This window comes from Kitasatospora xanthocidica (assembly GCF_014656195.1).
In the GTDB taxonomy this organism is placed as follows: domain Bacteria; phylum Actinomycetota; class Actinomycetes; order Streptomycetales; family Streptomycetaceae; genus Kitasatospora; species Kitasatospora xanthocidica.
The window spans coordinates 1-25,731 of sequence record NZ_BNBY01000044.1 but is presented as its reverse complement, the minus strand read 5'-3'; the positions used below and the strand labels follow the sequence as shown (position 1 = coordinate 25,731).

Genomic DNA, 25,731 nt, shown 5'->3' with positions numbered 1-25,731 from the left:
GGCGGGTTGAGAGGATCGCCTCATGGAATTCGACGATCCGGCCGTCATGCGCCGACTGTGCGGGGAGCGGCTCGGCCCGGAAGCCGGGCGGCAGTTCGCGGCACTGGCCCGGCCCGGCTTCCGGCTGGTCCCGGCCTCGCAGGAGGCGCCCGCCGCCGGCCGGTCCCGGCTCGGCGGGCCCGCGCTGCTCGAACCGGGCACCCCGTGGCCGGAGTCGACGGGCGTCCCGCTGTCCCTGCACGCCGTGCTCGACACCGACGCGCTCGCCGGGTGGCTCGGGGAGCGACTGCCCGTCCGGCCGGGCCTGCTGAACTTCTTCTACCTCGACCCGGACGTGCCGTACGAGGAGTACCGCGAGCTGGACATGTACGGTCCCGGCGCCGGGCGGGTGGTTCCCGCCGATCCCGCGCGGGCGGTCGCCGTGACCGCCCCCGAGCCCGCCCGCCGCTACCCGGCACGGCCCGTCCACGCGGTCGAGGTGACCATGCTCCCCGACTGCTGGGACGTCGAGGACTACGACCTCACGTACGACGAGGACCGGCACTGGGGCGCGCCCTCGCTCATCCTCGGCGAGATGGACGACCTCAACGGGAACACCACCGGCCACCACTGCGCCTTCGGCTGGCCCGACACCTCGTACACGGTGCGGGTGACCACCCGCGACGACGACGGCCCCGCCGTCCACCTGCTCCAGCTCGCCGAGGACACCGACCTCGGATGGGGCTGGGGCGACGCCGGGACGGTGTACTTCACCATCCCCGCCGGGGCGCTCGCGGCGGGCGACTTCGGCAAGGCCGTGGCGACCGGCCTCTGCTGCTGAAACCGGCGGCCGGCTGCGCGCCGGGACGGCCGTCCTTTTCCGGGTACGGCAAGGGAGTTGGTGGCCTGATCCCGGTGCGTATCGAGGCGGCGCGCGGTGCCTTCCGCCCGCGCGGCTTCTCCCAGGGCAGAACGCCGCTCCCTTCCCCCGGCGCCCCGGATCCCTAGGCTGAAGGAGTGAGCACTCAAGCGCCGAACGAAGCCCGCGTCATCCCCCTTCGCCCGCAGGCCGTTCCGCCCGCGGACGGCGGGGCCCGCCCCCGGCAGCGGCCGGCCGCCGCCCCGCCGGCACCCGCCCCGCGCGAGCCCCTGTGGCGCGACCTCGTCGGCGACGCGCTGCGGCGCGAGCGGCTCGCCCAGGAGCGCACGCTGAAGGACGTCGCGGAGGAGGCCCGGATCTCGATGCCGTACCTGTCGGAGCTGGAGCGCGGGCGCAAGGAGGCCTCCTCCGAGGTGCTCGCGGCCGCCGCCCGGGCGCTCGGCCTCGGCCTCGGCGACCTGATCTCGCTCGCCCAGGACGAACTGGCCCGGTACGGCCGGAGCCAGGCCGACCGGGCGGGCCGGGCCGGCCAGGTGCGCCGCAGCGGCACGGCGCCCACGGCACGGTACGACGGGCTCTGCCTCGCCGCCTGAGCTTCGCCGCCTGACCGGGCCGGCGGCCGGTACACCCCCGTGGTACCGGCCGCCGGCCCGGCCATCCGCCACGGGCGCGCGCTCAGGCTCAGGCTCAGGCGAAGGGGAGCCGCCGGCTCAGCACCTCGTCGGCGATCCCGTAGGCGACGGCCTCCTCGGCGCTCAGCACCTTGTCCCGGTCCATGTCCGCGCGCAGCGTGGCCACGTCGTGCCGGGTGTGCCGGGACAGGACCTCCTCCACCTGCGAGCGGATGCGGACCATCTCCTTGGCCGCGAGGCTGAGGTCGGAGACCGTCCCCTGCCGGCCGCCGCTGGCGGGCTGGCCGAGCAGCACCCGGGCGTGCTGGAGCACGAAGCGCCGCCCGGGGTCCCCGCCGGCCAGCAGCACGGCGGCCGTCGACGCCGCCTGGCCGACGCAGAAGGTGGAGATCGGGGCCTGCACGAAGGTCATCGTGTCGTAGATCGCCATCAGTGAAGTGAACGATCCGCCGGGCGAGTTGAGGTAGATCGAGATCTCCCGCTCCGGGTTCTCCGACTCCAGGTGCAGGAGTTGGGCGATGACCACGTTGGCGACGCCGTCGTCGATCTCGGTGCCGAGGAAGATGATCCGCTCGTTCAGCAGCCGGCTGAAGACGTCGTAGGAGCGCTCGCCCTGCGCGGTGCGCTCGATGACGTAGGGAACCGTGTACGACCCCATGTCACAGCCCCATCCGTCGACGCGTCGAGGCCGGGCGGATGTCGGCGAGCGACTCCACCACCCGGTCCACGATCCCGTACTCCCTGGCCTGTTCGGCCGTGAACCAGCGGTCCCGGTCGCCGTCGCGCGCGATGGTCTCCTCGCTCTGACCGGTGTGCTCGGCGGTGATCCGCTCGATGGCCTCCTTGGTGAACTGCAGGTTCTCCGCCTGGATCACGATGTCCGCGGCGGTGCCGCCGATGCCCGCCGACGGCTGGTGCATCATGATCCGCGCGTTCGGCAGCGCGAACCGCTTGCCGCGCGCCCCCACGGTGAGCAGGAACTGGCCCATGCTGGCGGCGAACCCCATCGCCAGCGTGGACACGTCGTTGGGGACGAGCCGCATGGTGTCGTAGATCGCGAGGCCCGCGGTGACCGACCCGCCGGGGCTGTTGATGTAGAGGCAGATGTCGGTGTGCGGGTCCTCCGCCGACAGCAGCAGCAGCTGCGCGCACACCCGGTTGGCCGACACGTCGTCGACCTGGGTGCCGAGCAGGACGATCCGCTGCGCGAGCAGCTGCGCCGCGAGCTGGTCGTCGAAGGCGCTGGGCGGGGTGTCGCCCTCCCCCGCGCGGGGCGGGAGCGTGGTGCGGGCAGTCATCGGGGCCTCCTCGTCGGGGCGGTGGTGCCGTCGACTCCCACTCTTGCCCCCGGAGGACCCCCGGCCCCGGTTTCTCTGCCCCCCGCAGATTCGCCACGGGCAGAGCACCCCGGGAACCCGCCCGGCGCGGGCTCACCGCCGCTGGTCGCACCCGCCGCAGTGGCGTTCCGCGGTGCGCCAGGCGGCGGTGACGGCGTGGCGGGCGGTGGCCGTCGCCTCGCCGGTGTCGCCGGCCAGGTGCAGCGGGGCGCCGAGGTGGACGTGCAGGGCGGGGCGGCGCAGCGGGGCGGTGGCGAAGCCGGCGAGCTGTTTGGCGGCGCCGCCCGAGCTCAGGCGGCGGGCGCCGCACTGGCCGAGCGGGACCACCGGGGCGCCGCTGGCCGCGGCGAGCCGGGCCAGGCCGGTGCGGAAGGCGCCGGGTTCGGTGTCGCGGGAGTCCCGGTGCTTCGGCAGGCCGCCCTCGCCGTAGATCAGGACGACCCGGCCGGCCGCGAGCGCCGCGGCGGCCGAGTCGAGGGCGCCGGCCGCCCGGGCCGTGCCGCGGTGGACGGGGATGTGCCCGCCGGTGCGCAGCACCCGGCCGAGCACGGGCACCCGCCACAGGCCGGCGGTCGCCATCACGACCGGTTCGGTGCCCAGGCGGCGCAGTGCGGCCAGCACCACGCCCGGGTCGGCGAGCGAGCTGTGGTTGGCCGCGACGATGCTGCCCGGGGCGACCGGGCCCGCCACCTCGGAGGTGACGGACAGGCGGCCGAGGACGGGCACCAGGGTGCCGGCGATCCGGCTGAGCATGACGGGTCCCTCCGGGCGTTCGGCGGGCTGGTCCCGCTCTCCGTCCCGCCATCGTGGCGCAGCGCCGCCGGCGGCCGCCTGAGTCTCCGTACTCAATCCGGGCCGGGTACGGGCGGGTCGGCTGGTGTGTTCAGGGGCGCCCGGCTCAGGACGCCCGGCTCAGGACGCCCGGCTCAGGGGGCGGCGAACAGCCCCGGGAAGGCCGGGGCCAGCCACGGCCGGCGGCCCCAGGCGAGGACCTTGCCGCGGAGGAGGGAGCCGACGGCGGTGGAGCGGCCCAGCGCGATGAGGAAGAACGCCACCGGCTCGGTGAGGATCGTGCAGTCCGGGCGGCGCGGCGGTTCCTGGCTCACCGTGGCGGCGCCGTCCGTGAAGGTCACCGCGAACCCGCCCAGGCCGCGCACCCGCAGCCGGTAGCAGGCGTTGTGGCCGGCCGCGGCGCGGGCGTCGGTCACCCGGGGCATGGCCGTGCGCAGGAACGGCATCGCCAGCGCGACGCGGTGGCGGTCGATCGGGTGCGGCCGGCCCAGGGCGACGGCGATGTCGTAGAGGTGGCCCAGCATGTGGGTCAGCAGGTAGGCGCCGAGGGTGTCCAGGTCCATCGGGCCGAGCGGGGTGCGCACCGGCTCGGTGCCGGCCCGCGGGCCGGCGGCCGCCGTGAACTCCCGTGCCCACCGGGCGATCTGCTCGGCGAGCACGGCCGGGTCCCGCTCCGGCCGGGCGGCCAGCGAGGCCGCGTTCGCCGCCGCCAGCGAGGCCACGGTGCCGTCCCCGTACGGCCGTTGCTCGCCGGCGGCCAGAGCGGCCATCAGCTCGTTGGCCATCGCCAGGTGGGCGGCGGCCTCCGCGACCGTCCACTCGGCGCCGGCTATCGGGGTGTCGCCGCGACAGCCGGCGAGCAGGGCGACGGCCTCGTCGCCGACCGCGGTGACGGCCGCGAAGAGCGCGGTGCGCGCGGCGGCGTCCGGGGCGGCGGCGTCCGGGGCGGCGGCGTCCAGGGCGGCGGCGCCGGGCTCGGGGAGAGGGAGATTCATGGTCGTGCACACTGGCCGACTCCCGTACCCGCTGTCCAGACCCGCGACGGGCCGGGTCCGCGCCGACGCCCGCCGGCCCGGTTGGGCGGCCCGGCTGGGCCCTCCGGCTGGGCACTCCGGCTGGGCGGCCTGGGGTGTCGGAGGGCGTCGCTACGATGCCCGGCATGGGCTACACCACGGAATTCACCGGCCGGATCGCCGTCGATCCGCCGCTCAACGAGCAGGAGATCGCCTACCTGCGAAAGTTCGCCGGCACCAGGCGCATGGACCGTGCCAACGGCCCCTACTACGTCGACGGCACCGGCTTCGCGGGACAGGGCCACGACGCGGACATCCGCGCGTTCAACGAGCCCCCGGCGGGCCAGCCCGGCCTGTGGTGCAAGTGGGAGCCCACGGATGACGGGGCCGCGATCGAATGGAACGGCCAGGAGAAGTTCTACGGCGCCCCCGAGTGGATGGCCTACCTGGTCGACCACTTCCTGAAGCCCGGCGGGCACGCCCGGGGCGAGGCCGGGTTCGAGGCCTTCACCTTCGACCACGTGCTCAACGGCGTAATCGACGCGCAGGGCGAGGAGCCCTGGGACACCTGGCAGCTGACGGTGCGCGACAACGCGGTGTCCGCGTCCGAGCCCGTGGATCCGGAGACGGCGTGGCTCTGCGGAGGCTGCCTCACCGTGGTCGCCGACGAGGACACCCCGTGCTGCCCGGGGTCGGAGCCGGTGCTCGCGGACGTCGGGTAGGGCCGTACGGGGGTCACCGCGTGCCGTGGACCGCCACCGTGCCGTGCAGCACCCGGCCCGCCCGCTGCTCCCGTTCGAGCCGGCGGGTGAACTCCTCGATGCGCGCCTCGATGCGCGCCTCGGCGTCCTGCTCGGCCGGTCCGGGTACAGGTCCGGGTACGGGCGGCCGGGTGTGCGGCGGCAGGATGGTCACCACGGCCCGGCCCCGCTGCCCGGCCGCCGCCAGCCAGCCGGGTGACGCCTCGACCGGTGAGCCCGGCTCCCAGCCCTGGCGGCCGCCGACCAGGACGAGCCGTCGCACCCGGCCGCCGGCGACCTCCACGGCGCCGCTGGTCTCCGGGGGTTCGCCGGCGGCGACCGTGAAGCCGCTGTCGACCGCGGCCCCCACCAGATCGGCGTGGAGGCCGGCGCCGACCTCCACGATCAGTTCCGCGACCGGCGGCCCCTGCCTCATCTCGCGGACGGCCAGCGCCCACACCACCGGCCCCCGGGCCCCGCCGTCGTCCGTCTCGCTCGCCACGACGGTTCAACGAGCAGCGGCGGCTTCCGTGGCGACCACCCGTGCCCGGGTCCAGGACCGAGTTCGTCGACGTCCTCCTGTACTGCCCGCCGAACACCACCGTCACCAAGGGCTGGGTCAGCCACACCCCGTGACCCGGAGCTCCGGTTCCCGCTGCGCCGCCGTCCCGCGGGCGCGGTCGCTCGCGGGGTCGCTTCTGGACCGTCAGGCAGTCCGGACGTTCAGGAGCCGGCCGCCGTGCGGACCGCCGGGGCCGCTCCGCTCAGGACGGTGGCGACGGCGCGCGTCACGAAGTCCTCCTCGACCGGGAGGCGGCGGAACACGATCCGGATCCAGGCGGCTCCGGCCAGGAGGTCGACCAGGAGCATCGGGTCCGCGTCCGGGGGGAGTTCGCCGCGGGCGACGGCGCGTTCGAAGACCGGCTGTTCGCGGGCGAGCCGGTCGGCGAAGAACTCGCGGACGTGGCCCGCCAGTTCGCCGCTGTGGGTGACCGCTCCCAGCGTGGCGACGGCGACCTCGGCGGCCGGCGACACGGTGAGCAGGGCCGTCAGGGATCGCAGCAGGGCCTCCAGGTCGCCGCGGAGGCTGCCGGTGTCGGGCGGGACGAGGTCGAGGTGGCGGCCGCCGATCAGCGCGGCGCCGAGCAGGGCCCCCTTGGAGGACCACCAGCGGTAGATGGTGGTCTTGTTGACCCCGGAGCGCTCGGCGACCCCTTCGATGGTCAGCCCTTCGTACCCCCGCTCCGCGAGCAGGTCGAGGGTGGCGTCGAAGATCTCCTGCGACCTGCGCGGGCCGGTGCCGCGCCGCGCCTCCTGCTGCTCCTTGGACATGGGGCCAGGCTAACACCGGCACAACGCAACGGTGCGTTGCGTTTGCGTGTTAGCCTGACCCGTATGAAGCCCGAAGAGCCCGCGCCGCACGCCCGTTCGGCACCGACCGCCCGGATCTGGGACCTGGCGGAGTCCCTGGAGATGCCCGTCCCGCCGGACGTCGTCTACGCGGCCGTCGCGGACGTCCGCCGGATGAAGGAGTGGAGCCCGGAGGTGATCTGGACGTGGCGCCGCGGCCGCCGCTTCACGGGCTTCAACCGGCGGGGCGGCTGGGTCTGGTTCACCGGCTGCCGGATCGTCATCGCCGACCCCGGCCGGGAGTTCGCCTTCGACGTCACCGGTTTCGGCCTCCCGATCGCCCGCTGGGGCTACCGGATGGCGCCGACGGCCGAGGGGACGCTGGTCACCGAGTACTGGCACGACCACCGCCGGCACGGCTGGCGCCGACGGATCGCCGAGACGCTCGGACTGCTCTGCACCGGGACCCCTGCCGCCCTGCGCGCCGAACGCAACCGCGACGGCATGCGCGTCACCCTCGGCCGGCTCCGCGCCGCCGTCGGGAACGCCGGCCAGGACGGCGAGCAGAGCACCTGACCAAACGCCCCGGTCAGGCCCCTACCGCTCGTCGCCGGCCAGGTCGGCCGCGGCCTCGGCGAAGGCCCGGACGCGGGCGGTGGCGTGCCCGCGCGGCCAGACCAGGCCCCATTCGAGCGGCGGCGCGCCGTCGAGGGGGACGTAGGCGACGTCGGGGCGCGGGTAGTAGCGCCGGGCGTGGGCGCCGACGGGCAGGACCCCCTGCCCGGCCCCGACGTGGGTGAGCGCCTCCTGGACGCTCTCGGCCGCCGGGCCGGGTGCCCGGTCCGCCTGGCGCGGCGGCACGGCCATGCCCTCCGGCAGCCGTACCACCGGCACGCCCGCCAGGTCCTCGGCCGAGGCGCCGCCCGGGCGGTCGAGGGGGTGGCCGGCGGGGACGGCGAGCATCCGCGCCTCGCGTACCAGGACGGGGCCGCAGACGATGTCGGGCTCGTGCACCGGGAGGGGGCCGAGGCACAGGTCGGCGTCGCCGTCCCGCAGCCAGCGGACCGCCTCCGTCGGCCGGGCCTCCTTGAGCCGCACCTCGCAGTCGGGGGCCCGCTCCCGGAACAACTCGTTGACCCCGATGAGGAGTTGTCCGGCGGCGGCGCCGACGTAGGCGACCCGCAGGCTGCCGGACAGGCCCCGCCCGGCGTCGACGGCTCCTTGCAGTGCCGCGCCGACGGCCGCCCAGGCCGGCCTCAGTTCCTCCGCCAACTTACGCCCGAGCGGGGTGAGTTCGACGCGGCGGCTGGTGCGCTCGAACAGTGCCGCCCCCACCCGCCGCTCCAGCTTGCGGATGGTCTGGCTGACCCGCGCGGTGGACACCCGCAGCCGCTCGGCGGTGCGCCCGAAATGCAGTTCCTCCGCGAGGGCCAGAAACGACTCCACCTCGTACCGCTCGATCACACGCCACCCCGTCGTTAAGCCCGAGTTCACGATCATTGCGCAGAGCGGCGTTGTTCGCCAACGAGCACGGCAGCAGAGTGGGGGACGTCGCAACCGACCCTCCCGCTCGATCCCGTCCCACGGAGAACACCATGACGACCCACGCCCCGCAGGCCGCCCCGGCCCACCTCCCGCAGGCCCTGGCCGCGAAGCCCGACGACACCGCCGCGGTCGTCGCCGAACTGCGCGACCGCGCCGAGATCACCGACGCCCTCTACCGGTTCGCCCTCGGCCAGGACCTGAAGGACCGCGCGCTCTTCGCCTCGGCCTTCACCGCCGACGCGGAGCTGGACTTCCGTCCGGCGGCCGCCCGTTGGGGCGCCGAGCCGCCCCTGATGACCGGCCGGGACGCCATCGTCGACGCCATCCTGGCCATGTTCACCGGCCGGGTCGACACCACCCACCAGGTCACCAACCCGCGTGTGCGGGTCGACGGGGACACCGCCCGCCTCACCGCGCTGGTCGAGGCCCAGCACCTGCTCACCGCCGACCCGGCCACCCACGCCCTGCTCAAGAACCCCTACACCGTCGACCTGGTGCGCGACGGCGACCGCTGGCTCATCCGGCGGATGCGCATCGACAACACCTGGTTCACCGGCGACCCGACGGCGATCTTCGGCGGCTGACCGCCTGCCTGACCGCCCGGCCAGCCAGCCGCCCGCCCGCACCTTCCACGCGGACGACCCGCCCGCACCTTCCCGCAGGTCACCGGCCTCCTGCCGCACCCGGGGCGAGGATCCCGGCCGCCGCGTCGCGGACGGCGGCGGCCAGGGTGTGCGGGGCGGTGAGGTGGGCGGCGTGGCCCTGGCCGGTGAGGGTGACGGTCCGGGCGTCGGGCAGGACGGCGGCCAGGTCGGCGAGGCGCTCGCGCAGGTGGGCGGGGCTGAGGTCGCCCTCGATCAGGGTGGTCGGGACGGCGAGCGCGGCGTAGCGGCCGGTGCCGACGCCGAGGGCGTCGAGGGCCTCGTCGTCCGCGATCTGCGCCGCCGCGTGGGCGCACACCAGGGACCGCAGGTGCGGGTCGGCGAGCATGCCGTCGACCAGGTGTCCGGGGACGCGCACGATGTCCCGCAGGTGGATCCGCATCGCCTCGACCGGGTCGCCGGCCTCGATCGCCGCCCGGGCCCGCGCTCCCGCCGCTCCGGCGACCAACTCCCGGGTGGGCAGCGGCGGTTCGTAGAGGACGAGTCCGGCGAAGGCCGTCGGGGCGAGCCGGGCGGCCTCCAGTGCGGCCACGGCGCCCGAGGAGTGGCCGACGAGGACCACCGGCGGCTCCAGCAGGCCGGCGACGGCGAGGACGTCGGCCGCCTCGACGGCCATCGTGTGCGGCAGGACGGGGGCCGCGCCGGGGGCGTAGAGGCGCCGGTGGATCCTGACGACGCGGTGGTCGCCGGTGAGGTGGGCGGTGACGCCGTCCCAGGACGTCGCGTCCCCGCCGCCGGGGTGGACCACCAGCAGGGCCGGTCCGGCGCCGTCGTCCAGGGCGGTGACGGGCCGGCCGTCGCGGGAGGGTGTGCGCAGTTCGCTCATGGGCACCAGCGTGCCCCCGGGCGCCCGCATCCCACCGGCGGGGCGCTGTCAGGCCGCTGACACCGGGTCCGCGAGGGCCTGAAAAGTGCCGTCAGGGCCCGGGCGCCGGGCCGGCCGCGACGCAGAACTCGTTGCCCTCCGGGTCGGCCATCACGACGTGGTGCCCGTCGAACTCGGCCAGGACGGCGCCGCCCGCCGCCACCAGCCGCTGGGCCTCCGCCCTGATCCGCGCCCACCGCTCGGCCGGGCTGCCGTGGCCGGGCACCCGGATGTCGAGGTGGAGCCGGTTCTTCGCGGTCTTCGGCTCGGGGACCTTGAGGATCGACAGCCGGGGCCCGGCGCCGTCGGGGTCGCAGAGCCAGGCTCCGTCGTCCGCGCCCTCGTCCTCCGGGAGGTCGAACTGCGCGAGCCACTCCTCGCGGGTCCGGAACGGCGGGGGCGGCGGCTCGTCCACGTACCCGAGGGCCGTCTTCCAGAACGCGGCGAGGAGGGTCGCGTTCGCGCAGTCGAGGGTCAGGTCGATTCTGGCTGCCATGCCAGGACCGTAGTGGGTGCCGGTGACACCGGCCGGGTACGACGCGGGGACCGCACCGCGGGTCTCAGCGCCGCAGCCTCTCGGCGGGGCGCAGCACCATCTGACGGATCGTCAGAAATACGGGGAGCCGGGGAAATCCACCGACCACGCACCGACCCCTGTTCGGCCGCCGCCCGGGACCGACAGAATCACCCGTATGACAACCACCACGGTCGCGCCGCCCACAGGCGCCACTCCCGTCGACCTCGCCCGGGGATTCCTGACGGGTGGTGTGATCGGGGTGTCGCTCACCGCCTTCATCGTCGGCTGCGCCCTCGGGAAGCCGCCGCTGATCGTCGGGGCGCTGGCCCTGCTCGCGGCCTACGGCCTGCTGTTCTTCCTCGCCGGTGCGCCGCGCCGGGCCCGGGAGGCGGCCCTGGCGCCCCGCACGGCGCTCGCGCTGATCGAGGGCATGGAGGCCAAGCAGGGCGAGGAGACGGACGTCCCGGTGCGCTTCGACCTCACCGTCGCGCCGGAGGACGCCTCCGCCTTCCGCATCCGGATCAGCGAGGGCGTCCACGTCTCCGAGCTGCCCGACTACCGCCCGGGCCGGGTCCTGGTGGTCCAGTACCCGCCCGACCGGCCGTGGCGGCTGCGGATCGTGAAGCGGCCGACCCCCGCGTGGGAGGAGCGGGCCGCCGGCGCCGCCATCGACTCGGCGCCCGGGCCGGCCGCGGGCGACCGGGCGGAGGGCTGCGCCTGGGGCTTCGTCACGCTCCTCGGTCTGCTGCTGGGCGCGGCCGCCGTGGTGCTGTTCTTCCGCGCCGAGCTGTTCGACCGCGACGCCGACGCGCAGCCGGCTCCCCCCGAGCAGTCCGTCTCCGTCACCTCGTCGAGCACGAGCACGAGCGTGGTCACGACCTCGGCCACCGGCACGGTCTCCTTCGGCCCGGGCCGGTCGATGCTGGACCGGGGCGCGCTGCGGGAGGCCGTCGAGTCGCTCACCGAGGGCGGGGACGGCAAGCAGGCGCTCACCGTCGTCGTGCGGGAGCAGCTGCTGACGGTGGTGTTCTCCCCCGCCGGCGTGGACGCCCCGGCGTTCGACCCGCGGTCGCTGCCCTTCGACCGGGTGCCCGCGCTGGTCGAGGAGGCCGGAACCACGCTCGGCGTCGACTCGCCGCAGACCTGGCAGCTCTCCGCGGACCGGGTGACCGGCTCCCTGACGATCCGGGTCAGCGTGACCGGCGCGGGCGGCTCGGCCTCGCTGGAGGCGGACGGGCAGGGCGTGGTCGTGCGGCGCAGCCCGGCCCGCTGAGGGCGCCCCGTGCGTACGGCTCCGGGCGGTCACGGCGCCCCGGGGCCGTCGGGGCCGTTCGCCGCCGTGGATTCGGTCCCGGTAACGATCAGGAGGAGGGCGCGTGGATTGGACGGATTGGCACGCATATCTGGCGCTTGGGTTCGCGGTGTTGGGTGTGGTGGTGCTGGTGGGCTACGGGCGGTCGCTGGCCGGGGTGACCCGGGCGCAGCGGTCGGTGCGGGTGCGGGGGCGGATCGAGGAGGTGCGGGCGCCCCGGAACGGCGGCTCGGGGCGGGGCGGGATATCGGTGGTGGTCTCCTACCGCGAGCCGTCCACCGGTGAGGAGGTCGTCGTGACGAACGACGGCGAGCGCGGCGAGACGATCACCGCCGCGTGGACGGGCCGGGAGATCGGGGTCCACTACCCGCGCGGGAGGCCGCACGCCTACCGGTTCAGCGATGACCCGGAGGCGGCGGGCGGCCGTGGGCTCGGCTGGCCGAACACGGCGCTCTTCCTGATCTACGTCGGGCTGGTGGTCGTCGCCTCGATCGACTGGGACTGGCCGTGGGCGCTGATCGGCGTCTGCGGGCCGTGGGCCCTGATCGGCGTCTGCTACCTGCCCGGGCACGTGCGCGACGTCCGGCGCCGCCGGGAGAGGCTGGCGGCGATGGCCGACGTGCCGGGCCGGATCGTCGCGGTGCTCACGGACGTCAGCTCCGACGCGGAGGGCGGCGTCTCCAGGACCGTCACGCCGGTCGTGGCGTTCACCACCCGCGAGGGCGTGGATGTCACCGCCCACTGCGGGTCGGGGGTGGCGGATCCGGCGGGGGCGTACGGCCGGGAGGTGACGGTCCACTACCCGCAGGACGACCCGGCCGGGTTCGTCCTGGACCACGCGGCCAGGCAGCGCTCCGCGCGGTCGGACATCGCGGTCACCGTGGTGACCCTGGTCGTCGTCACGGCGGCGGCCGTCGTCGGCGTCGTCCTGCTCTGACCCGGAACAGGTGAACCGGGACTGGTGAACCGGGGCGGGCCCGCCGCAGCCGGCCGGCCCGCCCTGACCCGGTTAGAGCATGACCAGCAGCTTGGTGCCCGGCACCAGCTTCCGGTTGACGGAGGTCGACTGGACGAACACGGTGTAGGCCGGGTTGTCGCCGGGCTTGACGGTGGCCTCGGCGGCGGGCAGGCCGAGGAGGCTGCGGGCCGCCGGGCCCGAGAACACCTTGCCCGTCATCCGGCCGGTGGCCGGGTCCTTCTCCGCCACGGCGAGCTGCTTGCCGCCCTGGATCTTCTCGCGCTTGGACAGCTCGTAGTAGGCGCAGCCGGTCGTGTAGGTGTGTCCGGTGCGGGTGACGAAGTCGCGGATCGGCGCCTGCTCGTCGACCGGGACCAGGACGTACTTGCCGGTGTCCAGGGCCTCCAGGTTGGCCTTCACCTCGGCGGTGTTGAGGTCCTGGCCCATGGTGAAGAGGTTGCGGGTGCCGCGCACGCCCTGCTCGCGGCCGCGCAGGAAGCTGGTGGCGGCCTTCTTGACGGTGCCGATGGCCTCCTCGACGCCCTTGCTGGAGTCGGCGTCCCAGATCGCGATGTTGCCGGCGGGGAAGCCGTACTCCTGGGCGGTGCGCTTGGCCAGGGAGTTGGGGACGAGGATGGCCGAGGTCCAGTGGTCGGGGAGGCCGTCCATGGCGCCCTTGATGCGGCCGATCCAGTCCTTCAGGACGGCCTTGCCCGAGCCGGCGCTCATGGTGGTGTGCATCCGGCCGCTCTGCGCCCAGCCGGAGGCGTTCTCCTCGCCGTCGGTGACGACGACCTGGAGGAAGGAGTGCTCCCCGTACCCCTCCCAGATGTTCTTCAGGTCGTCGACGGACTTCACGGCCGCCTCGATCAGCGCCGTCGCCCCGCCCTCGACCTTGTACAGGCCCCGCAGGGACGGCAGGTGCTTGACGTCCATGTCCCAGACGAGGTTCTGCACCTTGTGGTCGAAGGCGTAGAGGCTGATGCGGGTCTCGTGGCCGAGCCGGTCGGACTCCTCCTGGAGGCCCTTCACGAACTCGTCGACGACGCGGACGAGCTGCTCCGCGTGCTGGCGCATCGAACCGGAATTGTCGACCACGAGCGAGACGTGGTTGACCTTGTGCTTGATCCTGTTCGCAGACATGCCCCACCCTTTTCCGGCGTGTTTTCCAACGCCTTTTCGGCGCCTTTCCGGCGCCCCCTCCGACGTTGGTTCCACACTACGGTGAGGCACTGACAATCGGCTCTGACCTGGGGCTTCGTGAGGGGTGGTCAGGCGGGACCCTGGGCGGGGAAAGGATTCCGCCGGAAATCCAGGGGGCATCGGAAGGGGTTCCGGGACGGGATTCCGGAAGGGGTTCCGGGACGGGATTCCGGGACGGGTTTCCGCCCGGCTCAGCCGCGGTCGTGGAGGGTCACCTGGTAGCCGTCGGGGTCCGCGAACGTGAACGTGCGGCCGAACGGCCCGTCGACGGGCGCCGAGACGATCGTCGTGCCGGCGGCGGCGAGGGCGTCGTGGATGTCCTGCGCGTCGGGTGCGTGCAGCCACAGCGCCATCCCCTGGCCCGGCTGCGCGATCGCGTCCAGGTCGACGCCCGCGACGACGTCGCGGACGGCGAACGCGATCGGCTTGGTGTCGAACACGACGGCGTGCGGCGGTCCCGCGTCGGAGCGCTTCAGCCCCAGGTAGCGCTCGTAGAAAACGGCGGAGCGCTCCAGGTCGCGCACCTGCAGTGAAATGAAGTCGGGTCCGGTGACGGCCACGATCCTTGCCTCCTCGTCGCATGTCAGTCTTCTGACATGCATCACCGTATGTCAGACTTCTGACATGAGTCAAGGTGAACCCGGGATCGAGCTGGACACATCGCTGGGCTACATGCTGAAGGCGGCCTCGAGCGCCCTGCACTCGGCCCTGGAGGCCGTGCTGAGTCCGCTCGGCATGACGATCACCCACTACTCCTGCCTGGAGCTGCTCGCCCAGCGGCCGGGTCTGTCGAACTCCGAGCTCGCCCGCGGCGCCTTCGTCACCCGGCAGTCGATGAACGTGCTCCTGCAGGCCCTCGAACGCCAGGGACTCGTCATCCGCCCGGCGCGGGCACCCGTGGGCAGGGCCCTGCCCACCGAGCTGACCGCCCTCGGGCGCCGCCAGCTCGAAACGGCCAGCGCGGCGGTCCGCCGCGTCGAGCAGGCCATGCTGGCCGATCTGGACGCCGGCCAACAAGATCAGATGCGGCGCCTGCTCACCACGTGCACCGCCGCACTGACCCGACCGCCCGCGTCGGCGACGTGACCGCTCCGGAATTCGCGGCTTCGCCGCGCCCCCGGCCGCCGGGCCGGATTCCCGGTCAGACCCCGGGGCAGCCGTCGAGGAGTTCGGCGAAGGCCTCGCCGGCGGCGTCGGCGGGCAGGACCCGCAGCACCCGGTCGCGGCCCGGCGTGGCGATCACGTAGTGCTCGGCGCGGTGGGAGAAGTCGTCCCAGGGCTCCCAGGTGTGGGCGCGCAGCAGGAGCCGGCCGCAGCGGTTGCAGCCGATCCACGGCGCCAGCACCAGGCCCGCGAGCTCGGGCCCGCCCAGGCCGGTCACCGGCTCGGCCCCGTCGGCGTCGTCGTCGAGCAGCCGCACCGGGGCGGGCCCGCCGTCGCCCAGGCAGCGCAGGATGCCGGGGGTGAGCCGCTCGCGCAGGCCCCACTGCTCGGCGAGCACCGAGAGCAGCGCCCGGTCCGCCCCGCCGACCGGGACCTGGCGGGCGATCAGGCCCTCGACCAGCAGACCGAGCCCGCTCTCCTGCTCCCCGGTGTCCCAGCAGTCCTTGACGTGCTGCGCGGCGGCCTCGGGGAGGAGGTCGGCCATCCGGTACCAGGGGGCGGCGGTGTCTGCGTGCATGGTCCGGACCCTACCCGCCGGGCGGCCGGGGCCCGCAGGACGGGTCCCGGGGCCCGGCCTGGGTGCTGGGAACCGTACCGGCCGGGCGGTGGGCCGGGTCAGCCGTCGGCGCGGGGGGCGAAGACGCCGAAGGTGGCGCCCTGCGGGTCGCGGATCACGGCGATCCGCGGGCCGTTCTCCATCTCCACGTCGACGGGTCCGTGCAGGACCTCGGCCCCGAGGCGGCCCGCGGTCGCCGCGGCCGCGTCCACGTCTGCGACCAGGAAGAAGGGGCTCCAGTGGGAGGGGACCTCCGGCGGCACGGAGGCGTCCATTGCCATCACGCCGCCGAACATCCGCTCGCCGAGGCCGACCATCGGGTAGGTGTCGTCCGGCCAGACCCGCCAGCCGAAGACGCCCGGGTAGAAGGCGAGCGCGGCGTCCTTGTCCCGGGTGGACAGGTCGGTCCAGCCGAAGGCGTTCGGCTCGTCGACCACGCCGAAGCCGTCGAAGCGGCGGGCCTGCCAGACGGCGAACGGCGCGCCGGTCGGGTCGCTGAGCAGGGCCCAGCGGCCGAGGTCGCCGACCTCCATCGGCTCCATCCACACCTGGGCGCCCGCCGCCTTGGCGGCCGCGCAGGCCTGGTCGACGTCGTCGGCCGCGAAGGACATCAGCCACATCACCGGCTGCTGCGGGTTCATCAGCGGGGCCACGGCCGCGGCGGGTGCGCCGTCGTGGGAGAAGGTGGTGTAGCCGCCGTACTGCGGGTCCGGGTCGGTCTCGGCGGTCCAGCCGAACAGTTCCCCGTAGAACCGCTGGGCGGCGGGGAGGTCGCGGGCGCTCAGCTGTGCCCAGCACGGGGAACCAGGGCGGATCTCGGTCACCTTCAACGCACTGCCTCTCGACGCGGTGTCCTGACACTGCGGTGGCCGTTCGACGTTTCCGCAGGTCAGGTGGTCGGTGGCGAGCCTAGCGGGCTGACGCCCCCTCAGCCCGGCGCCTCGCGGGCGCGACCGCCGGGCCCTGGGCGCATATCCGCTGGAGCCGTCCGGGTTCCGTCCGGCCGATCATGTTGCTCGTGAGTACCCCGCGTCACCGGACGAGTCCGATGGCCTCGATCTCGATCATCCACTCAGGGTTCGCGAGTGAGGAGACCTCTACGAACGACTCCGCGAGGTGGGGCTTGTCCGGGAAGTGTTCCGCGCGCAACTTCGCGAAGATGTCCTGCTGCGCGATGTCCGTGACGAACACGGTCGCCTTGACGACGTCGGCGAGGCTGGAGCCCGCGTTCGTGAGGACCGTCGACAGATTCGCGAGCGCCTGACGGGCTTGCGTCTCGAAGTCCCCGGCGCCGACCGTGGCCCCCTGGGCATCGATCGGCGCCTGCCCTGACGTGAAGACCAAGTTCCCGACCCGGACGCCGAGCGAGATACCGGCCGACTCGTACCAGTCGGGTTCCGCGGAGACGCGCACACGCTCCACGGCAGGCTGTGTAACGGACATACTGCTGACACTCCCTCAAAACCGCACACACACGGAGCCGGGCAGCTGTGATCACCTCGGCTTGATCGACAGCCACGCGACCCTGGGATTCATTCCCGAGGGCATGCAAGTCCGCCTCGGCACAGCTCAGGTGACGGTCACCGCCGCCCGTCTACGCGAGCGCGCCGCAGCCCAGGCGCGATCCGCAGGACCGGCCCTAGCCGGCGACCCAGGCGCCGGTCAGGGTCTGGACGGCCGATCCGTCGAGGTCCTTGAGCTTGGCGCCGGCGAAGGCGCGCGCGGCCTCGGAGGTGAGCAGCCGGAAGGCGGGGTGTTCGGCGGTGAGGCCGTCGACGATGAGGCCGGCCACGTCCTGCGGGCTCTGGGCGTTGGCGAAGGCGCCGCGGGTGCGCTCCAGGTAGGCGGCGAGGGCCGGGGCGTACGGTCCGGCCTGCTCCAGGGCGTCGTCCGGCAGGCCGACGTTGGCGACGAACTCGCTGGCCACCGCGCCCGGTTCGACGACGGCGACGGTCACGCCCGTGGTGGCCGCGACCGGGGCGAGGGACTCCATGAAGCCTTCGACGGCGAACTTGGCGGCGCAGTAGGCCTCGTTGAAGGGCTGGCCGATGACGCCGCCGACGCTGGTGACGGTCAGCACCCGGCCCCGGCTCGCCCGCAGCAGGGGCAGGGCGGCCTTGGTGACGTGCAGGACGCCGAAGAAGTTGACCTCCATGACGGCGCGCACCTCCTCGACGCTCTCCTGTTCGAGGGTGCCGACGTGGCCGGCGCCGGCGTTGTTGACCAGCGCGTCGAGCCGGTCGAGGCCGGCCAGGCAGGCGGCGACGGAGGCGGGGTCGGTGACGTCCAGCGCCCGGACCTCGACGGTGGTGCCGGCCTGTTCGGCCGCCGCCAGCAGGGCGCCGGCCTTGGCGGTGTCGCGCATCGTGGCGATCACGTGCCAGCCGGCGCGGGCGGCGGCGACGGCGGTCGCCAGGCCGATGCCGGTGGACGTGCCGGTGATCAGGACGGTCTTGGCACCCATGGTGCTCTCGGTGCGCTCGGTGCTCATCGCGGTGACCCCTCACATGCTTATGCTTCATAACCAATATGAACCATAACTATGCGAGCCGACATTCCACCCTGTCAAGCACCTCGTTACGCTGGCCCCATGTCCAACCCATCGGATGAGCTCACCGGGGAGGTCGTCGGCCTCTTCGCGGCCGTCAACCGCCGCTACACCCAGGAGTCCGAGGCCGCCGCCGCGGCCCACGACCTGACCCCACTGCAGGCCAAGGCGCTGCTCGCGGCCGAGAGCCCGGTGCCGATGCGCCGCGTCGCCGAACGGCTGCACGCGGAGCCGTCCAACGTGACCGTGATCATCGACCGGCTGGAGGCGCGCGGCCTGGTCGAGCGCAGCCTCGACGAGAACGACCGGCGGATCAAGCGTGTCGCCGCCACCGAGGCCGGGCGCGCCGTCGCTGCGGACCTGCGCGCCCGGACGCCATTCGCCGCCGACCCGCTGGCCCGGCTCACCGCACCGCAGCGCGAGGCCCTGTGCGAGCTCCTGCGGCTGGTCCTGGAGGCCTGAGCGCGGCAGGCCCGCCGACCCCGCACCCCCTTTTTCGTCATCTTGACGAAAAAGGGGGTCGCCTCATATCGTCGCCATGACGAAAAGGGGTTCTCCGATGGCCGACATCACCAGACGATTCGGGCGGCGCCACCTGCGCGCCGTCCCCACCGCGCACATCCGCCACCTGCGGCGCGGGAAGGTCGCCCACGACGGGACCGGGCTGGCGTTCTGGTTCCGGCCGCTGACCGCCGCGATCTCCGAGGTCCCGGTGGACGACCGCGAGCTCGCCATGCTCTTCCACGCCCGCACCTCCGACTTCCAGGACGTCACCGTCCAGGCGACGCTCACCTACCGGGTCACCGACCCGGCCACCGCCGCCACCCGCGTCGACTTCGGGATCGACCCGGACACCGGCGCCTGGCGCGCGGCCCCGCTCGACCAGCTCGCCACCCTGCTCACCGAGACCGCCCAGCAGCACGCGCTCGGCCTGCTCGCCCGCACCCCGCTCGCCGCCGCCCTCGCCGACGGGGTGAGCGCGGTGCGCGCCCGGATGGCCGAGGGCCTCGCCGACGAGCCCCGGATCACCGAGACCGGCCTGGCCGTGATCGCCGTCCGGGTGGTGGCGCTGCGGCCCGAACCGGAGGTCGAGCGGGCGCTGCGCACCCCCGCCCGCGAACTGGTCCAGCAGGAGGCCGACCGGGCGACCTTCGAGCGCCGCGCGGTGGCCGTCGAGCACGAGCGCGGCATCGCCGAGAACGAGCTCGCCAACCGCATCGAACTCGCCCGCCGCGAGGAGCAGTTGCTCGCCCAGCAGGGCGCCAACCAGCGGCTCCAGGCGGAGGAGGAGGCCGTCGCCGACCGGGTGCGCGCCGACGCCGAGGCGCAGCGCCGCACCCGGCTGGCCGGCGCCGACGCGCAGGCCGCCCGTGAGCTGGGCGAGGCCCGGGCGGCGGCGGAGGCCGCCTGGCTGACGGCCCACCAGCAGGCCGATCCGGCGGTGCTGCGGGCGCTGGCGCTGATGCGGCTGGCCGAGCACCTGCCGCGGATCGACAGCGTGACGCTCACCCCGGACGTGCTCACCGGCCTGCTGGCCCGCCTCGGCGGCCCGGGGGCTCAGGCCCCCGGGGCGCAGGCCCCCGGGGGTCAGGCTTCCGGGGGTCAGGCTTCCGGGGCGCAGGCTCCCGGGGCGCAGCGGTGAGCCTCGCCCCGCGGGTGGTGCTGGTTCACCGGCGCACCGAGTACGAGGAGCTGGTGGCCCGGCACGGCACGCCCGGGCAGGCCGCGTTCTTCCTCGCCTCCCGGGGGCGTTCGGCGCGGGAGGTGGAGGGGCGCCACCACCGGCAGGCGGCGGCGCTCGCCGGGGCGGCGGCGGCCGTGCCGCTGGACTGGCGGCGCAGCCGGGTCGAGCGGTCGGACCTGCCGCGTTTCCTGTTCGAGCCCGGGGACGTGGTGGCCGTGGTCGGCCAGGACGGTCTGGTGGCCAACGTCGCCAAGTACCTGGACGGTCAGCCGGTGGTCGGCGTGGACGCCGACCCGGGCCGCAACCCCGGTGTGCTGGTGCGGCACCGGGTGGAGGCCCTGCCCGCGCTGCTGCGGGCCGCGGCGGCGGGCGGCGCGGGGGCGCTGGAGGAGCGGACGATGGTCGAGGCCGTCGCGGACGACGGCCAGCGGCTGCTCGCGCTGAACGAGGTGTACGTCGGGCAGGCCGGCCACCAGACGGCGCGCTACCGACTGGGCACCGCCGGCGCCCCCGATGCCTCTGAGGGTCCCGACGCCACCGGGCCGGTGGAGGCCCAGGCCTCCTCGGGCGTCCTGGTCTCCACCGGCACCGGCGCCACCGGCTGGTGCCGCTCGGCCTGGCTGGAGCGCGGCGGCCCGGCCTGCCTGCCCGCCCTGCCCGGCCCGGACGCGTCGGCGCTGGCCTGGTTCGTCCGCGAGGCCTGGCCCTCCCCCACCACCGGGACCAGCCGGGTGCACGGCCTGCTGGAGGCCGGGCAGCGGCTGGTGCTCACCGTCGAGTCCGAGCGCCTGGTCGCGTTCGGCGACGGGATCGAGGCGGACGCCCTGGACCTCACCTGGGGCCAGAGCGTGCGCCTCGGCGTCTCCGCGACCCGGCTGCGCCTGCTGGGCTGAGCCCGGCGCTGATCTGATGGATCGTCAAAGGCGCAGGTGGGAGGCCCCGTTGAGGTCCAGGACGGTGCCGGAGGCCCAGGTCGCCTCGGGGGAGGCCAGGTAGAGCACGGCCGCGGCGACCTCCTCCGGGGTGCCGACCCGGCCGAACGGGCTCTGCTCGCGCAGGGCCAGCCCCGACGCGCCGGTCAGCCGGTCGGCGACCCGGTCGGTGGCGGTGAAGCCCGGGGCCACCGAGGTCACCGAGATCCCGTGCGGGGCCAGGGCGACGGCCAGGGACTGGCCGAGGGCGTGCAGCGCGGCCTTGCTCGCGCCGTACGCGGGGTGGTCCGGCTCGCCGCGGAAGGCGCCGCGCGAGCCGATGTGGACGATCCGGCCGGGGGCGCCGCGGGCGATCAGGCGCCGGGCCACGCAGTAGCCGAGGTTCGCCGCGCCGAGCAGGTTGACGTCGACCATCTCGCGCCAGACCCGCTGCCAGTCCTCGTACGACACCTCGGCCACCGGGTGGGCGTTGGCCGCCGAGGTGGCCACGGCGGCGTTGTTGACCAGGACGTCCACCCCGCCGAGCCGTTCCTCCGCCGCCTGGGCGATGCGCTCGGCCGCGGCCGGGTCGCCGAGGTCGCCGTCCACCAGGACGTGCCCCTCGCCGGGCAGTTCGGCCAGGGTCCGCTCGGCCTGGGCCCGGCTGGAGGCGTAGTGCACGGCGACGCGGTCGCCGCGGGCGGCGAAGGCCCGCGCCACGGCCCGGCCGATGCCCCGGGAGGCCCCGGTGACCAGGACGCCCCTCACCGGGCGAACAGCCGGGTCTCGTCCCGGAACGCCTTGAACTCCAGGGCGTTGCCGGCCGGGTCGTGCAGGAACATGGTCCACTGCTCGGCCGGCTGCCCGGCGAAGCGCAGGGTCGGCGCGATGACGAACCCGGTACCGGCGTCGGCCAGCCGCCCGGCCAGGGCGTGGAAGGCGTCGACGTCCAGCACCAGCCCGAAGTGCGGCACCGGCACGGCGTGGCCGTCCACGGTGCCGTGTCCGGCGGCGTCCGGCCGGGGACCGGCGACCAGGTGCGTCACCAGCTGGTGGCCGTGGAAGTCCCAGTCGACCCAGCCGTCGGCCGACCGGCCCTCCGGGAGCCCGAGCACACCGCCGTAGAACGCGCGGGCACGGACCAAGTCGTCGACGGGGACGGCGAGATGAAAGGCAGGACGGGTCATGTCCCTCACCTTGATCCCCGGCACGACCTGATGTCAACATTCGGACATGGACGATGAACCCCTGCCGAAGGCGGTCCGGCGCGGACTGGCCGACGAGGTCGCCGACCGGGTCCGCGACGCCGTCTTCGCCGGACGCTTCCCGCCCGGCGCCCCGCTGCGGGAGGTCGAGCTCGCCGAGTCACTGGGCGTCAGCCGCGGGGCCGTGCGCGAAGGGCTCGCCCGGCTGCAGCGCGAAGGGCTGATCCGCACCGGCTGGCACCGGCCGACCACCGTCGTGGCGGCGACCGCCGCCGACGTGGAGGAGGTCTACCGGGTGCGCGCCGCCCTCGACCGGCTCGCCGCCGTCACCGCGCTGCGCCGGGCGACACCGCGGGACCTCGACGAACTCGACCGGCTCGTCGACGAGATGGCCGCCGAACTGGCCGCCGGCGCCGGGGTGCCGCGCCTGCTCGCCCTGGACATGGCCTTCCACGACCGGATCTACCGGGCCGCCGGCAACGGCCGGCTCACCGCGGCCTGGCAGGCCGTACGGTCCCAGGTGTTCCTGTTCCAGCTGCAGCGGGTCTCGCTCGCCCGCGGCCAGTACCGCGCGCTGGTCGTCGCCGAACACCGCGAACTCGCCCGGCTGCTGCGGGCGGGCGGCGACGAGCACCACCTCGACCGGCTCGCCGCCGAACACGTCGACACCGCCCGCCGCAGCCTGCTCGCCCTCCTCCCCGACCCGGACGGCACGGACCCGGCCGGCACGGACACGGCCGGCACGGACCCGGACGGCACCGACCCGGACGGCACAGGCCCGGACGGCACCGACCCGGAGGGCACGACCGCCGCGGGGTGAGCGCTGAGCGGCGGCCCCGCGTGGCGCCCTATCGTCGGTGCCATGAGCCGAGGACTGCATCTGGACACCTATCTGCTGGCCTTCGACACCCGGGCCCGGTCCCTGCAGGACCGCGCCCGCGCCGGGTTCCTGGTGCGCGCCGCCGCCCTGGCCGAGCTCGCCCACCGGGGCGCCGTCGCGGAGGACGGGGCGGGCCGGGTGCGGGTCGCCTCCGGCGCCGCCACCGGGGACCCGGTCCTGGACGCGCTGCTCGCAGAACTGGGCGACGCCCGCCCGCACGGCTGGAAGACGTGGATCAGGCGCGGCCGCGAGGACACCCTGGAGGCCGTCGAGGAGCGGCTCGCGGTGCTCGGCGTGGTGACCATGGCGGACCGCGACCCCTACGGCCCGGTCGCGCCGCGGCGGACGGTGGCGATGGAGGACCCGCGCGAGGCCCTGGACCTCCAGGCACGGGTGGCCGCGCTCGTACGCGGCGACACCCCGGTCGCCGCGGTGCCGTTCGCCGACGCGGCCCTGGCGGCGCTGGCCGCCCACGGGCACCTGCGGCTGGTGCTCTCGCGCCACGACCGCGGCGCCCACGCCGAGCGGATCGCCGCGCTCACCGGCCGCCTCGCCGACCGGACCCCGGGCCTGGCCCGGGCGGTGCACGGGCTGGGGCTGACCATGATCGCCGCCCAGGGCGGCCTGGGCGGCGGCTGACCGCCCCGAGGCCCCGAACACCCCGAGGCCGTCTGTCGATTGGCCCACGGAAACGGCGCTCAATTGGATACCCCTCTGGGGCATGCGCCCTGACTAGTGTCGAGGCACACGCTGCGCCGCCGTTACGGCGCACGCCAACGGGAGGGAACCACCTTGCGCAAGATCGTCATCGGGCTGGCCGCCACCGGCCTGCTCCTCGCCGGCACCGTCGCCACCGCCGGCACTGCCAACGCCGCGGGGTCGCGCTGCGGCGACTGGAGCACCAGCGAGCCGCTGCTGAAGTACGGCGCCACCGGCGACGCCGTACGGGAGCTCCAGTGCGAGCTGAACTACTCGATCAACCCCGACACCCGCGCCAAGATCACCGTCGACGGGGTGTTCGGCCAGGCCACCCTGGACTCCGTCCGCTACTTCCAGGCCTGTATGGGGTACCTCCAGGTGGACGGCGACGTCGGCCCGCAGACCTGGGGCGCGCTGGACTGGTGGAGCTCTGTGAACACCTACCCCAACTGCCACTAGGAACGACGCCGGGGGGCGGGGCATCGCCGGATGCCCCGCCCCCGGCCCGTCCCCGGCGCGTCCCCGATCCCCCCGACCCGCTCCCGTGACGCGTGTGACGTTTGGCGCTCGATTCCTCACGCAACGTGAAATGATCTCGGTCGACAACGGTTCGCATCAACCAGGGGACAGCACATGACGGATCGTCAGAACGGCACGGTCAAGTGGTTCAACGACGAGAAGGGGTACGGGTTCATCACCCCTGAGTCCGGCCCCGACCTGTTCGTCCACTTCCGCGCGATCGAGAGCCAAGGCTTCAAGTCCCTGGTGGAGGGGCAGAAGGTCAGCTTCGAGGCCGTCCAGGGCCAGAAGGGCATGCAGGCCGACAAGGTGCGCGTCGAGGACCAGTAGGCGCCGGCCCGGCGGCGGTGCCCGGCGGGCCCGCCGCCGGGCGCCGGCCCGCCTTCCGGCCCACCGCTCATCCGGCCGCCGCGGCCTCCGCGGCCTCCTCGGTCCAGACGCCCGGCGGGTGTTCGCCGACCGGCAGCCACAGGCTGGGCTGGGCGCGGCAGCCCGGGGTGGCGTGCTCGTCCGAGGGCCAGCGGCGCTCCCGGTCGGGCCAGACCAGTTGGACGACGGGGACCGGGGTGCGCCGGTAGAAGCCGACGGCCGTGCCGAACAGGGGGCGGTGCCAGCTGCCGTCCACCGGTTCGAGCCGGACCTCGTAGTCCTCGATGACGCCGGGCAGCAGCGTGCCGGGCTCCGTCGGCGCCCCGTCCCGCAGCCGGGCGGCGGCCTCGCCGACCCAGTGCATCAGCCCGCGCACCTCCAGGCCGAACATGGCGACCTCCGGCATCCGGTAGGAGTGCCACAGGCCGACGGTGAACGCCCAGTCCGGGACCTCCCCTCCCCCGCCCACCCCGACCACGTGCCAGCCGTACTCGCGGACGTGCGCCGTCTCGGCGGACCAGTGCCTGGCCAGCCGCCGGCGGGCGAGGATGGTCGCGGAGGCCGCGGGGTCGCAGAGCACGCAGGGGCAGACGGGGGGTGCGGTCGAGTCGGTCACCGGGACATCCAAGCAGATCAGGGGCGGTGTCCACGCTCGCGCGCGGCGGCCGCGGGGTGCCCGGACGGACCACCCGGTACGGGCTCCGCGCGGCCCGGCGCGGCGCCGGTTCGGGCGGCCCGCCCCCTGTGCGCGGAAGGACCCCCCGGCCTGCTCCGCCCGACTGATCCCGGGAAGTCAGCATACGATCGGCATTCCCGCAGGTCAGCTCGGTGTGTCTGACGAGTCGTGAGGTCCGGCCGGCGGCGGCAGCACTTGCGGGGGGTCGCGGCGCGTGGCTGTCTGAAGTCGCGGCGGGCCGATTCGGCGCCGCCCCTTCCAACCCCTGAACTCCGTGGAGGAGATTTCCATGCGTGCTTTCAAGCGTGTCCTGACCGTTGCCGCTCTCACCGCCCCGCTCGTGATGGGCTGTGCCGGCCTGGCCTCGGCCCAGGAGGGCCTGAGCGCGGACTACGGCAAGGGCGCGTTCGTCGCGAACCAGAACGGTGCCGGTGTCGGGGCGCTCGAATCCTCCGTCTCCCCCGACGGGATCGCCCACGCCGAGTTCTTCATCTGGGCGGACGAGAACGGCGTCTCCGGCTCCTTCGTGGGCTCGGGCGCCAGCTGGAACAACGACTGACGGAGCCCGCACCGCCGACGGCCCGGGACCGGCCGCCGCCCCACCGGACCGGACCCGGCCCGTGCGGGCGCCGGGCGGACGGACCGCGGGCGTGGTGGACGGGGCCGGCGTGACGACGCGGCCGCCGCGTCCACCGGGACGACGGCGGGAGGCGGCGCGCGGCACCCCCTGGGGTG

34 protein-coding genes are annotated in these 25,731 nt (G+C 74.7%); 16 read left to right on the top strand and 18 right to left on the bottom strand.

Annotation, left to right across the window (positions count from 1 at the left end; all coding sequences use genetic code 11):
- The first annotated feature begins 22 nt into the window (after positions 1-22).
- A complete protein-coding gene (locus tag IE332_RS38060) occupies positions 23-820 on the top strand; it encodes a DUF1963 domain-containing protein (RefSeq protein WP_189925875.1) in 798 nt (265 codons plus the stop codon).
- Between the two features lie 176 nt (positions 821-996).
- Positions 997-1,452 carry a helix-turn-helix domain-containing protein gene (locus tag IE332_RS38055; protein ID WP_189925873.1) on the top strand — a complete coding sequence of 152 codons (456 nt, stop codon included), beginning with the start codon at positions 997-999 and terminating at the stop codon, positions 1,450-1,452.
- Positions 1,453-1,546: 94 nt separating this feature from the next.
- Here the strand turns inward: IE332_RS38055 and IE332_RS38050 are convergent, their stop codons facing one another.
- The 4 genes from IE332_RS38050 to IE332_RS38035 all read right to left on the bottom strand — a co-directional run bounded on the left by IE332_RS38050 (position 1,547) and on the right by IE332_RS38035 (position 4,615).
- The gene (locus tag IE332_RS38050; protein ID WP_189925871.1) at positions 1,547-2,149 is read right to left on the bottom strand and encodes a ClpP family protease; all 603 of its coding nucleotides are present in this window, start codon (positions 2,147-2,149) and stop codon (positions 1,547-1,549) included.
- Between the two features lies 1 nt (position 2,150).
- Positions 2,151-2,789, bottom strand: coding sequence for a ClpP family protease (locus IE332_RS38045; RefSeq protein WP_189925869.1), 639 nt, complete (start codon positions 2,787-2,789; stop codon positions 2,151-2,153).
- A 132-nt stretch (positions 2,790-2,921) separates the two neighbouring features.
- Positions 2,922-3,581 (bottom strand): lysophospholipid acyltransferase family protein, encoded by a 660-nt coding sequence (locus IE332_RS38040; protein WP_189925867.1) that lies wholly within the window; start codon positions 3,579-3,581, stop codon positions 2,922-2,924.
- Positions 3,582-3,754: 173 nt separating this feature from the next.
- On the bottom strand, positions 3,755-4,615 hold the full coding sequence (locus tag IE332_RS38035; protein WP_189925865.1) for a maleylpyruvate isomerase family mycothiol-dependent enzyme: 861 nt from the start codon (positions 4,613-4,615) through the stop codon (positions 3,755-3,757).
- Between the two features lie 164 nt (positions 4,616-4,779).
- On the opposite strand from IE332_RS38035, the gene IE332_RS38030 reads away from it, so the two are divergent.
- Complete coding sequence (locus tag IE332_RS38030) at positions 4,780-5,355, top strand: hypothetical protein (protein WP_229929242.1); 576 nt, start codon at positions 4,780-4,782, stop codon at positions 5,353-5,355.
- 13 nt (positions 5,356-5,368) lie between these two features.
- On the opposite strand, the gene IE332_RS38025 is transcribed toward IE332_RS38030, so the two are convergent.
- Together IE332_RS38025 and IE332_RS38020 are read right to left on the bottom strand one after the other, a co-directional pair.
- Positions 5,369-5,875 (bottom strand): hypothetical protein, encoded by a 507-nt coding sequence (locus IE332_RS38025; RefSeq protein ID WP_189925863.1) that lies wholly within the window; start codon positions 5,873-5,875, stop codon positions 5,369-5,371.
- A 221-nt stretch (positions 5,876-6,096) separates the two neighbouring features.
- Entirely contained in the window at positions 6,097-6,705 is a 609-nt protein-coding gene (locus IE332_RS38020) for a TetR/AcrR family transcriptional regulator (RefSeq protein ID WP_189925861.1), read from the bottom strand.
- Between the two features lie 63 nt (positions 6,706-6,768).
- On the opposite strand from IE332_RS38020, the gene IE332_RS38015 reads away from it, so the two are divergent.
- Positions 6,769-7,299: an SRPBCC family protein gene (locus tag IE332_RS38015; RefSeq protein WP_189925859.1), complete on the top strand. Its 531-nt coding sequence runs from the start codon at positions 6,769-6,771 to the stop codon at positions 7,297-7,299.
- A gap of 21 nt (positions 7,300-7,320) precedes the next feature.
- Here IE332_RS38015 and IE332_RS38010 read toward each other — a convergent pair whose 3' ends face one another.
- Positions 7,321-8,187, bottom strand: coding sequence for a LysR family transcriptional regulator (locus IE332_RS38010; protein ID WP_189925857.1), 867 nt, complete (start codon positions 8,185-8,187; stop codon positions 7,321-7,323).
- A gap of 131 nt (positions 8,188-8,318) precedes the next feature.
- Here IE332_RS38010 and IE332_RS38005 point away from each other — a divergent pair, with 131 nt between their 5' ends.
- Positions 8,319-8,852: a nuclear transport factor 2 family protein gene (locus IE332_RS38005; protein WP_189925855.1), complete on the top strand. Its 534-nt coding sequence runs from the start codon at positions 8,319-8,321 to the stop codon at positions 8,850-8,852.
- A 79-nt stretch (positions 8,853-8,931) separates the two neighbouring features.
- Here IE332_RS38005 and IE332_RS38000 read toward each other — a convergent pair whose 3' ends face one another.
- Positions 8,932-9,756 (bottom strand): alpha/beta fold hydrolase, encoded by an 825-nt coding sequence (locus IE332_RS38000; RefSeq protein WP_189925853.1) that lies wholly within the window; start codon positions 9,754-9,756, stop codon positions 8,932-8,934.
- Positions 9,757-9,847: 91 nt separating this feature from the next.
- Positions 9,848-10,291, bottom strand: coding sequence for a VOC family protein (locus IE332_RS37995; protein WP_189925851.1), 444 nt, complete (start codon positions 10,289-10,291; stop codon positions 9,848-9,850).
- A 196-nt stretch (positions 10,292-10,487) separates the two neighbouring features.
- Here IE332_RS37995 and IE332_RS37990 point away from each other — a divergent pair, with 196 nt between their 5' ends.
- On the top strand, positions 10,488-11,585 hold the full coding sequence (locus IE332_RS37990) for a hypothetical protein (protein ID WP_189925849.1): 1,098 nt from the start codon (positions 10,488-10,490) through the stop codon (positions 11,583-11,585).
- A 103-nt stretch (positions 11,586-11,688) separates the two neighbouring features.
- On the top strand, positions 11,689-12,561 hold the full coding sequence (locus tag IE332_RS37985; protein WP_189925847.1) for a DUF3592 domain-containing protein: 873 nt from the start codon (positions 11,689-11,691) through the stop codon (positions 12,559-12,561).
- A 72-nt stretch (positions 12,562-12,633) separates the two neighbouring features.
- Here the strand turns inward: IE332_RS37985 and IE332_RS37980 are convergent, their stop codons facing one another.
- Complete coding sequence (locus IE332_RS37980) at positions 12,634-13,725, bottom strand: vWA domain-containing protein (protein WP_189925845.1); 1,092 nt, start codon at positions 13,723-13,725, stop codon at positions 12,634-12,636.
- Between the two features lie 251 nt (positions 13,726-13,976).
- Positions 13,977-14,345 carry a VOC family protein gene (locus IE332_RS37975; protein WP_189925843.1) on the bottom strand — a complete coding sequence of 123 codons (369 nt, stop codon included), beginning with the start codon at positions 14,343-14,345 and terminating at the stop codon, positions 13,977-13,979.
- A gap of 64 nt (positions 14,346-14,409) precedes the next feature.
- On the opposite strand from IE332_RS37975, the gene IE332_RS37970 reads away from it, so the two are divergent.
- A complete protein-coding gene (locus IE332_RS37970) occupies positions 14,410-14,871 on the top strand; it encodes a MarR family winged helix-turn-helix transcriptional regulator (RefSeq protein WP_189925841.1) in 462 nt (153 codons plus the stop codon).
- 55 nt (positions 14,872-14,926) lie between these two features.
- Here IE332_RS37970 and IE332_RS37965 read toward each other — a convergent pair whose 3' ends face one another.
- The 4 genes from IE332_RS37965 to IE332_RS37950 form a co-directional block, all read right to left on the bottom strand.
- On the bottom strand, positions 14,927-15,466 hold the full coding sequence (locus IE332_RS37965) for a hypothetical protein (protein WP_189925839.1): 540 nt from the start codon (positions 15,464-15,466) through the stop codon (positions 14,927-14,929).
- Positions 15,467-15,564: 98 nt separating this feature from the next.
- Positions 15,565-16,329: a VOC family protein gene (locus tag IE332_RS37960; protein WP_229929241.1), complete on the bottom strand. Its 765-nt coding sequence runs from the start codon at positions 16,327-16,329 to the stop codon at positions 15,565-15,567.
- Between the two features lie 208 nt (positions 16,330-16,537).
- Complete coding sequence (locus IE332_RS37955) at positions 16,538-16,927, bottom strand: RidA family protein (RefSeq protein ID WP_229929240.1); 390 nt, start codon at positions 16,925-16,927, stop codon at positions 16,538-16,540.
- Between the two features lie 217 nt (positions 16,928-17,144).
- Positions 17,145-17,996: an SDR family oxidoreductase gene (locus IE332_RS37950; RefSeq protein ID WP_229929239.1), complete on the bottom strand. Its 852-nt coding sequence runs from the start codon at positions 17,994-17,996 to the stop codon at positions 17,145-17,147.
- A gap of 99 nt (positions 17,997-18,095) precedes the next feature.
- Here IE332_RS37950 and IE332_RS37945 point away from each other — a divergent pair, with 99 nt between their 5' ends.
- From IE332_RS37945 to IE332_RS37935, 3 genes are all read left to right on the top strand, one after another.
- Positions 18,096-18,515 (top strand): MarR family winged helix-turn-helix transcriptional regulator, encoded by a 420-nt coding sequence (locus IE332_RS37945; protein WP_189925833.1) that lies wholly within the window; start codon positions 18,096-18,098, stop codon positions 18,513-18,515.
- A 97-nt stretch (positions 18,516-18,612) separates the two neighbouring features.
- Positions 18,613-19,695 (top strand): SPFH domain-containing protein, encoded by a 1,083-nt coding sequence (locus IE332_RS37940; protein WP_189925831.1) that lies wholly within the window; start codon positions 18,613-18,615, stop codon positions 19,693-19,695.
- Positions 19,692-20,630 carry an NAD(+)/NADH kinase gene (locus tag IE332_RS37935; protein ID WP_189925829.1) on the top strand — a complete coding sequence of 313 codons (939 nt, stop codon included), beginning with the start codon at positions 19,692-19,694 and terminating at the stop codon, positions 20,628-20,630. The genes IE332_RS37940 and IE332_RS37935 overlap by 4 nt, the downstream gene beginning before the upstream one ends.
- Positions 20,631-20,654: 24 nt before the next feature.
- On the opposite strand, the gene IE332_RS37930 is transcribed toward IE332_RS37935, so the two are convergent.
- Both IE332_RS37930 and IE332_RS37925 read right to left on the bottom strand, forming a co-directional pair.
- Entirely contained in the window at positions 20,655-21,416 is a 762-nt protein-coding gene (locus IE332_RS37930) for an SDR family NAD(P)-dependent oxidoreductase (RefSeq protein WP_189925827.1), read from the bottom strand.
- On the bottom strand, positions 21,413-21,835 hold the full coding sequence (locus IE332_RS37925; RefSeq protein WP_189925825.1) for a VOC family protein: 423 nt from the start codon (positions 21,833-21,835) through the stop codon (positions 21,413-21,415). The genes IE332_RS37930 and IE332_RS37925 overlap by 4 nt, the downstream gene beginning before the upstream one ends.
- A 46-nt stretch (positions 21,836-21,881) precedes the next feature.
- Here IE332_RS37925 and IE332_RS37920 point away from each other — a divergent pair, with 46 nt between their 5' ends.
- From IE332_RS37920 to IE332_RS37905, 4 genes are all read left to right on the top strand, one after another.
- Positions 21,882-22,673 (top strand): GntR family transcriptional regulator, encoded by a 792-nt coding sequence (locus IE332_RS37920; RefSeq protein WP_189925823.1) that lies wholly within the window; start codon positions 21,882-21,884, stop codon positions 22,671-22,673.
- Between the two features lie 42 nt (positions 22,674-22,715).
- Positions 22,716-23,372 carry a GOLPH3/VPS74 family protein gene (locus IE332_RS37915; protein WP_189925820.1) on the top strand — a complete coding sequence of 219 codons (657 nt, stop codon included), beginning with the start codon at positions 22,716-22,718 and terminating at the stop codon, positions 23,370-23,372.
- A gap of 153 nt (positions 23,373-23,525) precedes the next feature.
- On the top strand, positions 23,526-23,891 hold the full coding sequence (locus IE332_RS37910) for a peptidoglycan-binding domain-containing protein (RefSeq protein ID WP_189925818.1): 366 nt from the start codon (positions 23,526-23,528) through the stop codon (positions 23,889-23,891).
- Positions 23,892-24,065: 174 nt separating this feature from the next.
- Entirely contained in the window at positions 24,066-24,281 is a 216-nt protein-coding gene (locus IE332_RS37905) for a cold-shock protein (RefSeq protein WP_189925811.1), read from the top strand.
- Between the two features lie 67 nt (positions 24,282-24,348).
- Here IE332_RS37905 and IE332_RS37900 read toward each other — a convergent pair whose 3' ends face one another.
- Positions 24,349-24,936 carry a DUF4262 domain-containing protein gene (locus tag IE332_RS37900; RefSeq protein ID WP_189925809.1) on the bottom strand — a complete coding sequence of 196 codons (588 nt, stop codon included), beginning with the start codon at positions 24,934-24,936 and terminating at the stop codon, positions 24,349-24,351.
- A 349-nt stretch (positions 24,937-25,285) separates the two neighbouring features.
- Here IE332_RS37900 and IE332_RS37895 point away from each other — a divergent pair, with 349 nt between their 5' ends.
- Complete coding sequence (locus tag IE332_RS37895; protein ID WP_189925807.1) at positions 25,286-25,555, top strand: hypothetical protein; 270 nt, start codon at positions 25,286-25,288, stop codon at positions 25,553-25,555.
- The last annotated feature ends 176 nt before the right edge of the window (positions 25,556-25,731 follow it).

Excerpts from the sequence above, each read along its gene's own strand:
- IE332_RS37970 (WP_189925841.1), top strand. The coding sequence starts at position 14,410 with ATGAGTCAAGGTGAACCCGGGATCGAGCTGGACACATCGCTGGGCTAC.
- IE332_RS37945 (WP_189925833.1), top strand. The coding sequence starts at position 18,096 with ATGTCCAACCCATCGGATGAGCTCACCGGGGAGGTCGTCGGCCTCTTC.
- IE332_RS37995 (WP_189925851.1), bottom strand. The coding sequence starts at position 10,291 with ATGGCAGCCAGAATCGACCTGACCCTCGACTGCGCGAACGCGACCCTC.
- IE332_RS38020 (WP_189925861.1), bottom strand. The coding sequence starts at position 6,705 with ATGTCCAAGGAGCAGCAGGAGGCGCGGCGCGGCACCGGCCCGCGCAGG.
- IE332_RS37895 (WP_189925807.1), top strand. The coding sequence starts at position 25,286 with ATGCGTGCTTTCAAGCGTGTCCTGACCGTTGCCGCTCTCACCGCCCCG.
- IE332_RS37980 (WP_189925845.1), bottom strand. The coding sequence starts at position 13,725 with ATGTCTGCGAACAGGATCAAGCACAAGGTCAACCACGTCTCGCTCGTG.
- IE332_RS38035 (WP_189925865.1), bottom strand. The coding sequence starts at position 4,615 with ATGAATCTCCCTCTCCCCGAGCCCGGCGCCGCCGCCCTGGACGCCGCC.
- IE332_RS37990 (WP_189925849.1), top strand. The coding sequence starts at position 10,488 with ATGACAACCACCACGGTCGCGCCGCCCACAGGCGCCACTCCCGTCGAC.
- IE332_RS38045 (WP_189925869.1), bottom strand. The coding sequence starts at position 2,789 with ATGACTGCCCGCACCACGCTCCCGCCCCGCGCGGGGGAGGGCGACACC.
- IE332_RS37925 (WP_189925825.1), bottom strand. The coding sequence starts at position 21,835 with ATGACCCGTCCTGCCTTTCATCTCGCCGTCCCCGTCGACGACTTGGTC.
- IE332_RS38000 (WP_189925853.1), bottom strand. The coding sequence starts at position 9,756 with ATGAGCGAACTGCGCACACCCTCCCGCGACGGCCGGCCCGTCACCGCC.
- IE332_RS37940 (WP_189925831.1), top strand. The coding sequence starts at position 18,613 with ATGGCCGACATCACCAGACGATTCGGGCGGCGCCACCTGCGCGCCGTC.
- IE332_RS38060 (WP_189925875.1), top strand. The coding sequence starts at position 23 with ATGGAATTCGACGATCCGGCCGTCATGCGCCGACTGTGCGGGGAGCGG.
- IE332_RS38005 (WP_189925855.1), top strand. The coding sequence starts at position 8,319 with ATGACGACCCACGCCCCGCAGGCCGCCCCGGCCCACCTCCCGCAGGCC.
- IE332_RS37965 (WP_189925839.1), bottom strand. The coding sequence starts at position 15,466 with ATGCACGCAGACACCGCCGCCCCCTGGTACCGGATGGCCGACCTCCTC.
- IE332_RS38030 (WP_229929242.1), top strand. The coding sequence starts at position 4,780 with ATGGGCTACACCACGGAATTCACCGGCCGGATCGCCGTCGATCCGCCG.
- IE332_RS38040 (WP_189925867.1), bottom strand. The coding sequence starts at position 3,581 with ATGCTCAGCCGGATCGCCGGCACCCTGGTGCCCGTCCTCGGCCGCCTG.
- IE332_RS38050 (WP_189925871.1), bottom strand. The coding sequence starts at position 2,149 with ATGGGGTCGTACACGGTTCCCTACGTCATCGAGCGCACCGCGCAGGGC.
- IE332_RS37950 (WP_229929239.1), bottom strand. The coding sequence starts at position 17,996 with ATGAGCACCGAGCGCACCGAGAGCACCATGGGTGCCAAGACCGTCCTG.
- IE332_RS38015 (WP_189925859.1), top strand. The coding sequence starts at position 6,769 with ATGAAGCCCGAAGAGCCCGCGCCGCACGCCCGTTCGGCACCGACCGCC.
- IE332_RS37915 (WP_189925820.1), top strand. The coding sequence starts at position 22,716 with ATGAGCCGAGGACTGCATCTGGACACCTATCTGCTGGCCTTCGACACC.
- IE332_RS37920 (WP_189925823.1), top strand. The coding sequence starts at position 21,882 with ATGGACGATGAACCCCTGCCGAAGGCGGTCCGGCGCGGACTGGCCGAC.
- IE332_RS37905 (WP_189925811.1), top strand. The coding sequence starts at position 24,066 with ATGACGGATCGTCAGAACGGCACGGTCAAGTGGTTCAACGACGAGAAG.